11 protein-coding genes are annotated in these 12,818 nt (G+C 74.4%); 8 read left to right on the forward strand and 3 right to left on the reverse strand.

Annotation, left to right across the window (positions count from 1 at the left end; all coding sequences use genetic code 11):
- Positions 1–22 precede the first annotated feature (22 nt).
- The 3 genes from JNW98_RS23795 to nudC all read left to right on the forward strand — a co-directional run bounded on the left by JNW98_RS23795 (position 23) and on the right by nudC (position 6,235).
- Positions 23–3,772 carry an ATP-dependent DNA helicase gene (locus tag JNW98_RS23795; RefSeq protein WP_223770319.1) on the forward strand — a complete coding sequence of 1,250 codons (3,750 nt, stop codon included), beginning with the start codon at positions 23–25 and terminating at the stop codon, positions 3,770–3,772.
- Between the two features lie 48 nt (positions 3,773–3,820).
- The gene (locus tag JNW98_RS23800) at positions 3,821–5,236 is read left to right on the forward strand and encodes a dipeptidase (protein ID WP_223770320.1); all 1,416 of its coding nucleotides are present in this window, start codon (positions 3,821–3,823) and stop codon (positions 5,234–5,236) included.
- A 69-nt stretch (positions 5,237–5,305) separates the two neighbouring features.
- Entirely contained in the window at positions 5,306–6,235 is a 930-nt protein-coding gene (nudC, locus tag JNW98_RS23805; RefSeq protein WP_223770321.1) for an NAD(+) diphosphatase, read from the forward strand.
- A gap of 77 nt (positions 6,236–6,312) precedes the next feature.
- On the opposite strand, the gene JNW98_RS23810 is transcribed toward nudC, so the two are convergent.
- On the reverse strand, positions 6,313–6,552 hold the full coding sequence (locus tag JNW98_RS23810; RefSeq protein WP_223770322.1) for a mycoredoxin: 240 nt from the start codon (positions 6,550–6,552) through the stop codon (positions 6,313–6,315).
- A 186-nt stretch (positions 6,553–6,738) separates the two neighbouring features.
- Between JNW98_RS23810 and JNW98_RS23815 the strand changes: the two genes are divergently transcribed.
- From JNW98_RS23815 to JNW98_RS23835, 5 genes are all read left to right on the forward strand, one after another.
- The gene (locus tag JNW98_RS23815) at positions 6,739–8,997 is read left to right on the forward strand and encodes an ATP-dependent DNA helicase UvrD2 (protein WP_372459312.1); all 2,259 of its coding nucleotides are present in this window, start codon (positions 6,739–6,741) and stop codon (positions 8,995–8,997) included.
- A 150-nt stretch (positions 8,998–9,147) separates the two neighbouring features.
- Positions 9,148–9,474 (forward strand): hypothetical protein, encoded by a 327-nt coding sequence (locus JNW98_RS23820; protein ID WP_223770324.1) that lies wholly within the window; start codon positions 9,148–9,150, stop codon positions 9,472–9,474.
- A gap of 130 nt (positions 9,475–9,604) precedes the next feature.
- Positions 9,605–9,976, forward strand: coding sequence for a WhiB family transcriptional regulator (locus JNW98_RS23825; protein ID WP_004937453.1), 372 nt, complete (start codon positions 9,605–9,607; stop codon positions 9,974–9,976).
- Positions 9,973–10,299 (forward strand): putative WhiB-interacting protein, encoded by a 327-nt coding sequence (locus JNW98_RS23830; RefSeq protein ID WP_223770325.1) that lies wholly within the window; start codon positions 9,973–9,975, stop codon positions 10,297–10,299. The genes JNW98_RS23825 and JNW98_RS23830 overlap by 4 nt, the downstream gene beginning before the upstream one ends.
- Before the next feature lie 111 nt (positions 10,300–10,410).
- Positions 10,411–10,617: a hypothetical protein gene (locus JNW98_RS23835; RefSeq protein WP_223770329.1), complete on the forward strand. Its 207-nt coding sequence runs from the start codon at positions 10,411–10,413 to the stop codon at positions 10,615–10,617.
- A gap of 39 nt (positions 10,618–10,656) precedes the next feature.
- Here JNW98_RS23835 and JNW98_RS23840 read toward each other — a convergent pair whose 3' ends face one another.
- Both JNW98_RS23840 and JNW98_RS23845 read right to left on the reverse strand, forming a co-directional pair.
- Complete coding sequence (locus JNW98_RS23840) at positions 10,657–12,027, reverse strand: ABC1 kinase family protein (protein WP_223770326.1); 1,371 nt, start codon at positions 12,025–12,027, stop codon at positions 10,657–10,659.
- A 42-nt stretch (positions 12,028–12,069) separates the two neighbouring features.
- Positions 12,070–12,818: ThiF family adenylyltransferase (locus JNW98_RS23845; protein ID WP_223770327.1), on the reverse strand; the 749-nt coding region annotated here is incomplete at its 5' end.

The following is a 12,818-nucleotide window of genomic DNA, read 5'->3' on the forward strand; positions in this document are numbered from 1 at the left end:
GCCCCCGGTTACCGTTTGTGACGTGACCCCGCGCCTGACCGACCCCGAGCAGCTCAAGGAGCTCCTCGGCATCCCCTTCACCCCGGAGCAGACGGCCTGCATCACCGCGCCGCCCGCCCCGCAGGTCATCGTGGCCGGGGCCGGTTCGGGCAAGACGACGGTGATGGCCGCCCGCGTCGTCTGGCTGGTCGGCACCGGGCAGGTCGCCCCCGAGCGCGTCCTCGGCCTCACCTTCACCAACAAGGCCGCCGGCGAGCTCGCCGAGCGCGTCCGCAAGGCGCTCGCCGCCGCCGGGGTGACGGCCGGCGAGGCCACGGACGAGGAGGGGCCCGGCGAGCCGCGGATCTCCACGTACCACGCGTTCGCCGGCCGCCTCCTCAAGGAGCACGGCCTGCGCATCGGCCTGGAGCCCACCGCCCGCCTCCTCGCCGACGCCACCCGCTACCAGCTCGCCGCCCGCGTCCTGCGCACGTCCCCGGGCCCGCACCCGGCCCTCACCCGCCCGTTCGGCGACCTCGTCGCCGACCTCCTCGCCCTCGACGCCGAGCTCGCCGAGCACCTGGTCGAGCCGAAGGAGCTGCTGGACCACGACGAGGCCCTCCTCAAGGACCTCGAAGGCGCCCGCCTCACCAACGCCGACCTGCGCAAGATCCCCGACACGGCCCGCGCCCGGCGCGAACTCACCGGCCTGGTCGCCGCGTACCGCGCGGAGAAGCGCCGCCGCGACCTCCTCGACTTCGGCGACCAGATAGCCCTCTCCGCCGAGCTCGCCCGCACCCGCCCCGAGGTCGGCCGGATCCTCCGCGAGGAGTTCTCCGTCGTCCTCCTCGACGAGTACCAGGACACCTCCGTCGCCCAACGCCTGCTGCTCGCGGGCCTGTTCGGCGGCGGCACCGGCCACGCCGTCACCGCCGTCGGCGACCCCTGCCAGGCGATCTACGGCTGGCGCGGCGCCTCCGTCGCCAACCTGGACGAGTTCCCCCGCCACTTCCCGCACGCCGACGGCCGCCCCGCCGCCCGCCACTCCCTCAGCGAGAACCGGCGCAGCGGCGGCCGGCTCCTCCGCCTCGCCAACGGCCTCGCCGCGCCCCTGCGCGCCCTCCACGAGGGCGTCGAGGCGCTGCGGCCCGCTCCGGGCGCCGAGCGGGACGGGTACGTGCGCTGCGCCCTGCTGCCCACCCAGGCCGAGGAGCTCGCCTGGCTCGCCGACGCCATCGCCCACCGGGTGCGCACCGGCACCCGCCCCGGCGACGTCGCCGTCCTCTGCCGCACGGCGGCCGACTTCGCCCGGATCCAGGGCGCGCTGGTCGAACGGGACGTCCCGGTCGAGGTCGTCGGCCTCTCCGGGCTGCTCCACCTGCCCGAGATCGCCGACCTCGTCGCCGTCTGCGAGGTCCTCCAGGATCCCACCGCCAACGCGGCCCTCGTCCGCCTCCTGACCGGCCCGCGCTGGCGCATCGGCCCCCGTGACCTGGCCCTCCTCGGCCGCCGCGCCCGCACCCTGGTGCCTTACGGCGGCGTGGGGACGGACCCCGAGCGGCGGCTCGCCGAGGCCGTCGAGGGCCGCGACCCGGCCGAGGTGATCTCCCTCGCCGACGCCCTCGACACCTTCCTGACCGGTGACGCGCCCGACGACGGCCTGCCCTTCTCCGCCGACGCCCGGATCCGCTTCGCCCGCCTCGCCACCGAACTCCGCGACTTGCGCCGTGGCCTGGCCGACCCGCTGATGGACGTCCTGCACCGGGTCCTCGCCACCACCGGCCTGGAGGTCGAGCTCTCCGCTTCGCCGCACGCGCTGGCGGCCCGCCGCCGGGAGACCCTGAACCGGTTCCTGGACATCGCCGCCGGCTTCGCGGGTCTGGACGGCGACGCCGGCCTGCTCGCCTTCCTCGGCTTCCTGCGCACCGCCGCCCAGTACGAGAAGGGGCTCGACAGCTCCCTCCCCGGCGCCGAGGACACGGTCAAGGTCCTGACCGCCCACAAGTCCAAGGGCCTGGAGTGGGACGTCGTCGCCGTCCCCGGGCTCGTCGCCAAGACCTTCCCGAGCGAGCAGGCGCGGGACGCGTGGACCGCCCAGGCCCGCGTCCTCCCGCACACCCTGCGCGGGGACGCCGACACCCTCCCCGAGGTCCCCGCCTGGGACGCCAAGGGCATCGCCGCCTTCAAGGCCGGGATGAAGGACCACCAGGCCACCGAGGAACTGCGCCTCGGCTACGTCACCTTCACCCGCCCCCGCTCCCTCCTCCTCGGCTCCGGCCACTGGTGGGGCCCCGAGCAGAAGCGACCCCGCGGCCCGTCCGCCTTCCTGCACGCCCTGCGCGAGCACTGCGAGGCCGGACACGGCGAGATCGAGGCGTGGGCCGAGCCCCCGGAGGAGGGCGCCACCAACCCCGCCCTCGACGCGGCCGAGACAGACCGCGCCTGGCCGCTGCCCCTGGACCCCGACTCCCTCGCCCTCCGCCGCGAGGCGGCCGACGCCGTCCGCGCCCGCCTGGGCCGCCTCCCCAGCCCCGCCCCGTCCCCGGAACCGGCCCACGACCCGGAGTGGCCGCCTCCGCCGGAGGCGGACGAGGAGGCGTACGGAGACCTCGCGCACGAGGAGGACTCCGCCCTGGCGGACTGGGACACCCTCACCACCACCCGCCCGACGGCACCTGCGCCCGACACCAGCGAGGTGCCCGCAACACCGGCGCCCGATCCGGCACAGCGCCCCGTACCCGCCGTCCCGGCTCCCCGGGACGAGCGGGCTTCCGCCGCGTCGGGGGTGACCGATGGCTCCGACGGTGCACTCACCCCTGACGGGGGCGCCGACTCGGCTGGGCCTCCGGCTCCGGTCGACGGGGTTCCTGCCCCGGACGGTTCGTCCACCCGGGACGGCGCGCGCAGCGTGCCGCGGGGGTCTGGGGGCTTGCCCCCAGGAAACGGTGAAGGGGCGGGGCCGGGGCACGGCCGCCCGCAGGGCACCCCCACCTCAACGGGCACCCCGGCCCGAAAAGCGCCCCGCGCCACCCTCACCCCCGAGGAGTCCCGCCTGGTCACCTCATGGGACCGCGACCTGGACGCCCTCGCGGGCGAGCTCCGCCGGGCGCGCGCGACGGTGCACGAGGTGCCGCTGCCGGCGTCGCTGACCGCGTCGCAGCTGGTCAAGCTGGCCGCCGACCCCGACGGGTTCGCGAGCGAGCTGGCCCGGCCGATGCCCCGCCCGCCGCGGCCCGCCGCCCGCCGCGGCACCCGCTTCCACGCCTGGGTCGAGTCCCGCTTCGAGGCGCTGCCGCTGCCGCTCCTCGACGCGGACGAGCTGCCCGGTGCCGAGGACGACGACGAGACGGAGATCGCCGACGAGCGCGACCTCGCCGAGCTCAAGGCGGCGTTCGAGCGCACCCCGTACGCCCACCGCACGCCGTACCGGGTGGAGGCGCCGTTCCGGATCACCCTCGCGGGCCGGGTGATCCGCGGCCGGATCGACGCCGTCTACCGGACCGAGGAGGGCACCGACGGCACCGGATACGGCACCGGCGCCGCCTACGAGATCGTCGACTGGAAGACCGGCCGGGACGGCTCCGCCGACCCGCTCCAGCTCGCCGTCTACCGCCTCGCCTGGGCCGAGCGGCACGGCCTGCCGCCGTCCGCCGTCGCCGCCGCCTTCGTCCACGTACGGGACGGCCGAGTGGTCCGCCCGACGAGGCTGCCGGACCGGGCGGCGCTGGAAAGGATCCTGCTCGGAGAGGGTGCCGGGGAAGCCGCCGGGGGAGGAACCGGGGAGCGTGAGTGAGGCAAACCCGGTCCCGGTCACGGCCCGTGTCCGGCTAGGCTCGACGTCATGAGCGACACCCCGGACAGTGCCGTCCGCGCGTACATCCAGCAGCACCGCGCCGCCTTCCTCGACGACCTCGCCGAGTGGCTGCGCATCCCCTCCGTGTCGGCCGACCCCGGCCACGCGGCCGATGTGCGCCGCAGCGCGGACTGGCTGGCGGACCGGCTCAGGGCGACCGGCTTCCCGGTCGCCGAGGTCTGGGAGACAGCCGGCGCCCCCGCCGTCTTCGCGGAGTGGCCGTCCGGTGACGAGGGCGCGCCGACCGTCCTGGTCTACGGCCACCACGACGTCCAGCCGGCCGCCCGGGAGGACGGCTGGCACACCGACCCGTTCGAGCCCGTCGTCAAGGACGGCCGGATGTACGCCCGGGGTGCCGCCGACGACAAGGGCCAGGTGTTCTTCCACACCCTCGGCGTGCGCGCCCACCTGGCGGCCACCGGCCGGACCGCCCCCGCCGTCAACCTCAAGCTGATCATCGAGGGCGAGGAGGAGTTCGGCTCGCCGAACTTCCCCGACCTCCTCCGGACGCACGCCGACCGCCTCGCCTGCGACGCCGTGATCGTCTCCGACACCGGCATGTGGGGCGAGGACACCCCGACCGTCTGCACGGGCCTGCGCGGCCTGGTCGAGTGCCAGGTCGACCTGTACGGGCCGGACCAGGACATCCACTCCGGCGCGTTCGGCGGCGCCGTGCCCAACCCGGCCACCGAGGCCGCCCGGCTGGCCGCCGCGCTGCACGACGAGGACCGCCGCGTCGCGATCCCCGGCTTCTACGACGGCATCGTCGAGCTCACCGACCGCGAGCGCGAGCTCTTCGCGGAGCTGCCCTTCGACGAGAAGCGGTGGACGCGCGGCGCGCACTCGCACGCCACCCTCGGCGAGGCCGGCTACAGCACGCTGGAGCGCGTCTGGGCCCGCCCGACGGCCGAGGTCAACGGCATCGGCGGCGGCTACCAGGGCCCCGGCGGCAAGACGATCGTCCCGTCCTCCGCTCAGCTGAAGCTCTCCTTCCGTCTGGTCGCGGGCCAGGACACCGACGCCGTCCAGCGGGCCGTCCGGGACTGGATCGCCGCCCGCCTCCCGGCCGGCGTCCGCCACGAGCTCACGTTCACGGGCGCGACGCGCCCCTGCCTGACGCCGCTCGACCACCCCGCCCTCCAGGCTGTCGCCCGCGCCATGGGCCGGGCCTTCGGGCAGAAGATCCGCTTCACCCGGGAGGGCGGCTCGGGACCGGCCGCCGACCTCCAGGACGTCCTCGGCGTCCCCGTCCTGTTCCTCGGCATCTCCGTGCCCTCCGACGGCTGGCACGCGCCGAACGAGAAGGTCGAGCTCGACCTCCTCATGAAGGGCGTGGAGACCGCCGCCCACCTCTGGGACGACCTCGCCACCGGCGACACGTCCTGGACCCGCCGCGCCGGCTGAACCGGGCCGGACGCCGTGACGCACCACACGCACCACCGCCATCACCACCAGGGGGAGTTGGAAGCAGCCGTGACCACCAGGACCGATTTCGCCGCAGACCAGCCGATCACGCTCAGCGGGTCGAGCGGCATCGACCGCGCCGCGCACCACCGGCTGGACGAGGCGTGGCTGTCGGCGGCGTGGAGCCACCCGTCGACCCGCGTGTTCGTGGTCTCGGGCGGCCAGGCGCTGATCGACGACACCCCCGACGGCCGTACGGAACTGGTGATGACCCCGGCCTTCGACGCGCCCCCCACCGAGACGCACCGCTACTTCCTCGGCCAGGACGAGGACGGGGTGGCCTACTTCGCCCTCCAGAAGGACAGCCTGCCCGGCCGCATGGACCAGTCCGCGCGCCCCGCCGGCCTCCGCGAGGCGGGCCTGCTGCTCTCCCCGCGCGACGCCGGCCTGCTGGTCCACGCCGTCGCCCTGGAGAACTGGCAGCGCCTCCACCGCTTCTGCTCGCGCTGCGGCGAACGCACCGTCATCGCCGCCGCCGGCCACATCCGCCGCTGCCCGGCCTGCGGCGCCGAGCACTACCCGCGCACCGACCCGGCAGTGATCATGCTGGTGACGGACGACCAGGACCGCGCCCTGCTCGGCCGCCAGATGCACTGGCCGGAGGGCCGCTTCTCCACCCTCGCCGGCTTCGTCGAACCGGGCGAGTCCATCGAGCAGGCCGTCCGCCGCGAGGTCGCCGAGGAGGCCGGCGTCGTCGTCGGCGACGTCGAGTACGTCGCCAGCCAGCCCTGGCCCTTCCCCTCCAGCCTCATGCTCGGCTTCCTCGCCCGCGCCACCTCCCCGGAGATCCAGGTCGACGGCGAGGAGATCCACGAGGCCCGCTGGTTCTCCCGCGACGACCTCCGCGCCGCCTTCGCCTCCGGCGAGGTCCTCCCACCCACCGGCATCTCCATCGCAGCCCGCCTCGTCGAACTCTGGTACGGCGAACCGCTGCCGTAGGACCGGCCCCGAGCATGGGAAAGCCCCCGCCGCGGCGGGGGCTTTCCCATGGGCCCGGTGCGGGCTTCCCGGGCCGGTCAGGCGCCGATCTTGGCCTTGACCTGGGCCAGGGAGGGGTTGGTCAGGGTCGAGCCGTCGGGGAAGAGGACGGTGGGGACCGTCTGGTTGCCGTCGTTGGCCTTCTCGACGAAGGCGGCGGACTCGGGGTCCTGCTCGATGTTCACCTCGGTGTACGCGATCCCCTCGCGGTCCATCTGGCTCTTCAGGCGGCGGCAGTAGCCGCACCAGGTGGTGCTGTACATCGTCACGGCGGACATCGGGACTCCTTCTGCAGGCGAGCTGGGGGAGCGAAGCTCCGGTGGTAGAACGTGCGCCCCCGCCGTACCATTCCCGCCCCTCGTACGCGCCCGCGCCGGGCCACCACCGTGGTGATGGTACGACCGCGGGGCCTCGCCTGTGGACAACGTTCCCGGTCGCCTCCGCGGACCTGGCAGCATGGCTGCGTGACAGCAGCAACGCACTCCCCTCTCTTCCCTCAGGTGCCGGAGACCGCCGACGCCGTGCTCGACGGGCTCGACCCGGAGCAGCGCGCGGTGGCGACGGCCCTGGGCGGGCCGGTGTGCGTGCTGGCCGGCGCCGGTACGGGCAAGACGCGGGCGATCACCCACCGGATCGCGTACGGCGTCCGGTCCGGGGTGTTCCAGCCGACGAGTGTGCTCGCCGTCACCTTCACCAACCGGGCGGCCGGCGAGATGCGCGGCCGGCTGCGCCAGCTCGGCGCGGCGGGGGTGCAGGCCCGGACGTTCCACTCGGCCGCGCTGCGCCAGCTGCAGTACTTCTGGCCCAAGGCAGTGGGCGGCGAGCTGCCCCGGCTGGCCGAGCGCAAGGTGCAGATCGTCGCGGAGGCGGCGGCCCGCTGCCGGATCCGGCTGGACCGCAACGAGCTGCGGGACGTGACGTCCGAGATCGAGTGGTCCAAGGTCACCCAGACCGTCCCCGAGGACTACCCCGCCGCCATCGCCAAGGCCGGCCGCGAAGCCCCCCGCGACCCGGCGGAGACGGCCAGGATCTACGGGATCTACGAGCAGCTCAAACGCGAGCGCGGCGTGATCGACTTCGAGGACGTGCTGCTGCTCACCGTGGCCGTCCTCCAGGACCGGCCGGACATCGCCGAGACCGTCCGGCGCCAGTACCAGCACTTCGTGGTCGACGAGTACCAGGATGTCAGCCCCCTCCAGCAGCGCCTGCTGGACCTGTGGCTGGGGGAGCGGGACAGCCTCTGCGTGGTCGGTGACGCCAGCCAGACCATCTACTCCTTCACCGGCGCCACCCCGGACCACCTGCTGAACTTCCGGTCCCGCCACCCGCGGGCCACGGTCGTCCGGCTCGTCCGCGACTACCGCTCCACGCCGCAGGTGGTGCACCTCGCCAACGGGCTGCTCGCCCAGGCCCGCGGGAAGGCCGCGGAGCACCGGCTGGAGCTCGTCTCCCAGCGCGAGAGCGGCCCCGAGCCCGGCTACGCCGAGTACGCCGACGAGCCGGCCGAGGCGGAGGGCGTCGCCCGCCGGATCCGCGACCTCATCGCCTCCGGGGTGCCCGCGAGCGAGATCGCGGTGCTCTACCGGATCAACGCCCAGTCCGAGGTCTACGAGCAGGCCCTCGCCGACGCGGGGGTGCCCTACCAGCTGCGGGGGGCCGAGCGGTTCTTCGAACGGCCCGAGGTGCGCGAGGCGCAGATCCTGCTGCGCGGCGCCGCACGGGCGGGTGGCGGCACCGACCCGCAGCTGGCCGGCGCCGAGGACCTGCCCGCCCAGGTGCGGGCCGTGTTCTCGTCCCGGGGCTGGACCGCGGAGCCGCCGGCCGGCTCGGGCGCCGTCCGCGACCGCTGGGAGTCCCTCGCCGCCCTGGTGCGGCTCGCAGAGGACTTCGCCGCCGCCCGCCCCGGCGCGACCCTCGCCGATCTGGTCACCGAGCTCCAGGAGCGGATGGAGGCCCAGCACGCCCCCACGGTCGAGGGTGTGACGCTCGCCTCACTGCACGCCGCCAAGGGCCTGGAGTGGGACGCCGTCTTCCTGGTCGGCCTCACCGAGGGCATGATGCCGATCACCTACGCCAAGACGGACGAGCAGCTGGAGGAGGAGCGCCGCCTCCTCTACGTCGGCGTCACCCGGGCCCGCCGGCACCTGACACTGTCGTGGGCTCTTTCCCGCTCGCCCGGCGGCCGTCCCTCCCGGCGTCCCAGCCGTTTCCTCAACGGTCTGCGGCCCGGATCTCCGGCCTCCGGCGCGGGCGCCGTGAGCTTCTCGGCCCCCCGCGGCCACGTCTCGTTCGGCTCCGGCTTCGGGGACGGTGCGGAGGACGGCCGCGGCCGTCCGGTCGCGGAAGGGCGTGGCAAGGGCCCGGCGCGGGCGCGCAGACCCGCACGGTGCCGGGTCTGCGGCCGGACGCTGACCGACGCCGGCGAGATCAAGCTGATGCGCTGCGAGGACTGCCCCAGCGAGCTGGACGAGGGGCTGCACGAGCGGCTGCGTGACTGGCGGGCCGACCAGGCCCGGCGGCTCGGCCAGCCCGCCTTCTGCGTCTTCACCGACAAGACGCTGCTGGCCATCGCCGAGGCGGTGCCGGAGACGGAGGGGGAGCTCGCCGCCATCTCCGGGGTGGGCGTGCGCAAGCTGGGGCGGTTCGGAGCCGACGTCCTGGCCCTCTGCGCCGGCCGCGAGCCGGAGCGGCAGGAGGGCCTCGAGAATTCTCCGGAAAAATAGTTTGCGTGCGTGGAGGGCCTACCCATAGCCTTCCGAGCAGGAAAGCAACGGCCCCTCGCGGGATCCGTTGGTTCCGTGCTGTACTGCTGTACTCAAACCGAACATGACGGGCCCCGGCCCGTCCCGAGACGCCGAGAGGAGGCGAGACCAATGATCAGCTTCATCACCAGCAACAAAATGACCGATCGCCCGGTCTTCGCCATGCGTCCCCTCGGCATCGAGGCCGGCATCAGCGCCGCGCCGTCGTTCGGTTCCGTCCAGGGCACCGGTCTGTCCCTCGCCAAGCTGCCGATTTTCGAGTCGGCACTGGGCAATGAGCGACCGACCAAGGCGCCTGAGGTGGCGGAAACGGCAGTAGTGGCACGAGTCCGTGCCATTGCGGCGGAGACCGACGGCGCCGGTTCCCGGGCCAAGCAGTACCAGCACCACACGATGTGGGCCTTCCGTGGGCTCGAACCCTGGAGAGATCCAGCCTGATCGGCAGATCAGGTCGGCACCTTCCAGGGCCGCGGAACCCACACCGGGATCCGCGGCCCTTTTGTTTGCCCCCCGGCAGGGGGACCCAGCCCGGCCACCAGCCGGAAAACACAGACGAGGAACACACACCGTGCACATCAAGGCACACACCCCGTCAGTAGCCACCGACCTGATCCCCCCGCCCGTCCCCACGGAGGACTCCTTGACCCCCCTCGCTCCCCTCACCGCGCTCACCGACCTCGACGACGCGATCGAGAACCTCGGCACCCCCGTGCCGTGCCGCACCTACGACCCCGAGGTCTTCTTCGCCGAGTCCCCGGCCGACGTCGAGTACGCCAAGTCGCTCTGCCAGACCTGCCCGCTGCGTGAGGCCTGCCTCGCCGGGGCGAAGGACCGCCGCGAGCCGTGGGGCGTCTGGGGTGGCGAGCTCTTCGTCCAGGGCGTCGTCGTCGCCCGCAAGCGTCCCCGTGGCCGTCCGCGCAAGAACCCGGTCGCCGCATGAACCTCCACGGCACCATCGACCGCCCCGTGACGCTCGACCCCCAGAAGCAGGTCCCGACGATGCACCGCCCGTCCCCCGAGCCGGCCGGCTCCGCCCTCTCCGCCCGTGATACCTCCGGCGCGATCGTCTCGCGTCAGAACAGGAACCTCGAAATGCAACTCATCCCAGAAATCCTGGCCCGTGCGCATATGCACGAGCGCCTCCGCGAGGCCGAGTCGGAACGCAGGGCCGTCCGGCTCGCCGCCGCCCGCCGGATGCAGCGCCGCGCCGAGCGCGCCTCGCTGCGCGCCCGCAGGGCCTTGGCCATGGCCGTCATGCAGTAGACGGCCGGGCAACGCTTGGTGAACCGAGGGGCCGGTCCGAACGGACCGGCCCCTCGGTGCGTCGGGGTGCGTCGGCCGGTCACCGGCCGTTCACGGGGATATCGTCTGGGAGTGGACCAGAAGACGCCTGACGCAGCGCAGTTGGACCCCGACGACCCCCGCCCCGTCACGTGTGCCCGCTGCGGCACCACCGCCGACGGCCCCCCGCCGACCTGGACCTGCTCCGTGGAGAACGGCAGCCGCCACTACTTCTGCGACGACTGTGCCCGGGCCAACATCAGAGCGATCGAGGGCCGCCTCGACTCCTCCTGGTGGTGAACCCCGGGGCCCGCGCCGCGCGGGCCCCGGCACGCCCGTTCAGGCGGGGGTCTCCTCCTGACTCCGGCTCCCGGCCGCCGCGAACCCCGGGACCCACGCCTCCATCTCGTCACGCAGCCGTACGGTCGCGCCCAGTTGGCAGAGCACTCCTATGGTGCTGGTGGTGACCCGGTGGATCAGCAGATATGCCGGCGGCAGATTGAGCTGACGGGCCAACTGGTAGGCGGGGGAGCGGGGGTCGGCGATCCGCGTCGCCTGCGCGCGCATCCAGTCGCGGGTGAAGGTGAACTCGTCCACCTGGGCCGGCTCGATGATCGGCAGCAGGTAGTCGAGCACCGCGCCCGGGTCGAGATCGATCCCCGGCTTGACGAACCCCTCGTCCCGCAGCAGCTCGTGGACCGCCTCCGCGTCGCCCTCCAGCGTCAGCCGCAGCGCCGTACCGATCTCCGGCGGGAGCCCCTGCGGCAGCCGGTCCACGGTGCCGAAGTCCAGCACGCCCAGCCGCCACTTCGCGGGCGGCCCGTCGGGGGCGCCCCCGGTCAGCAGCCGGAAGTTCCCCGGGTGCGGATCGGCGTGCAGGAGGCCGGTACGGGCAGCCCCCGAGAAAAGGAAGCGCGCCAGCAACTGCCCGGCCCGGTCCCGCTGCTCCTTGGTGCCGTCCGCTATCACCTCGGACAACGGCACCCCCTCCAGCCACTCCGTCACCAGGACTTGGTCGGTGTGGTGCACCACGTCCGGGACGACGACGTCCGGGTCCCCGGCGAACTCCCGGGCGTGGGCGGCCTGGGCGCGGGCCTCCAGCCCGTAGTCCAGCTCCTCGGACACCCGGTCCCGCAACTCGGTGATCAGGGGCTTGATGTCCATGCCCGGGACCAGTGGCCCCAGCAGCCGGGCGAACCGGCCCAGTTGGGTGAGGTCGGACAGCAGGGCCTCCCCGGCCCCCGGGTACTGCACCTTGACCGCGACCTCGCGGCCGTCGTGCCAGACCGCCCGGTGCACCTGCCCGATCGACGCCGCCGCGGCCGGCTTGTCGTCGAACTCCTCGAACAGGTCCCGCCAGTCCTCTCCCAGCCGCTCCGCCAGAGCCGCGTGCACCGACTTCACCGGCATCGGGGGCGCCGCCTCCTGGAGCTTGGTCAGCGCCGCCCGGTAGGGGCTCGCCACCTGCTCCGGGAGGGCCGACTCGAAGACGGACAGCGCTTGGCCGAGCTTCATCGCCCCGCCCTTGAGCTGGCCCAGCGTGGCGAACAACTGCTCGGCCGTGCGCTGCTGCAACTCCGCGGCGATCTTCTCCGCCGGCCGTCCGCCGATGCGTTTGCCGAGCCCGAGCGCGGTGCGTCCGGCGAACCCCAAGGGCAGCGCGGCCAACTTGGCGGTACGAGCGACCGCCTTGCGCGGTAGATCAGACATGCGCCCCTCCAACTAGCTGAACGGCCACGCCGCGGACGGCGGTCACCCGGGCATTGTCCCGCGAGGGGCCCCCGCCGCCCGGGCACGGCCCCCATCGGGGGACCGCGCCGCGCCGCACGGACACCGCGGATGCGGCTCGATCGGGCGCGAGGACCAGTCCGGACCCGGCAGAGCCAGCTCCAGGCGTGTCCCCACACCCACCGCGGACCCACCGTCGAGGAACGCGAGCGCCCACGACACGGTCAGTCCCGCCACGACCGTGGCCAGTGCCATGTCGCATGACGGTACCTCCGTCCGCCGGCCGGACTTCCACTGGGCGACCATCCGGGGCCAGGCCGCGTCCCGCGCCGCGCGGTCCAGCGCCAGGCACTCGGCACACGCCGACCGGCCGGGCAGCACCAACGGGCCGACCACGCCCGTGGCCTCCGCCACCCCCGCGTACAGGTGGGGCGTCTCCGCCGTCATCGCCTCCCGGGCCCCCGCCGGATCGGGCGCCCACACCGCCACCCCGTCCCGCGGCGCGAACACCGTCAGCGCCAGCGGCGGCGCGTACTCCCCGGCCCCGGCCCCGGACCCGGCTCCGGCCCCGCTCCCGGACCCGTCCGCCCGCGCCCTCTGCCGGACCAGTGGCGCCGCCTCCCGCACCGCCCGCCGGGCCGCCGCGTCCCGCCGCTCGCCCGTCCGCTCCGCGCCCACCCCGCAGGGGCCGACGTCCCAGGGCTCGACGTACCCGCCGTCGAGCACGTCCACCTGCCCGACGCCGGAGGCCGACAGCAGGGCGGCCACCGCGG

This window comes from Streptomyces huiliensis (assembly GCF_020037025.1).
Classification (GTDB): domain Bacteria; phylum Actinomycetota; class Actinomycetes; order Streptomycetales; family Streptomycetaceae; genus Streptomyces; species Streptomyces huiliensis.

Coding starts and splice junctions, on each gene's coding strand:
- JNW98_RS23800 (WP_223770320.1), top strand. CDS start 3,821: ATGAGCGACACCCCGGACAGTGCCGTCCGCGCGTACATCCAGCAGCAC.
- JNW98_RS23810 (WP_223770322.1), bottom strand. CDS start 6,552: ATGTCCGCCGTGACGATGTACAGCACCACCTGGTGCGGCTACTGCCGC.
- JNW98_RS23820 (WP_223770324.1), top strand. CDS start 9,148: ATGATCAGCTTCATCACCAGCAACAAAATGACCGATCGCCCGGTCTTC.
- JNW98_RS23830 (WP_223770325.1), top strand. CDS start 9,973: ATGAACCTCCACGGCACCATCGACCGCCCCGTGACGCTCGACCCCCAG.
- JNW98_RS23840 (WP_223770326.1), bottom strand. CDS start 12,027: ATGTCTGATCTACCGCGCAAGGCGGTCGCTCGTACCGCCAAGTTGGCC.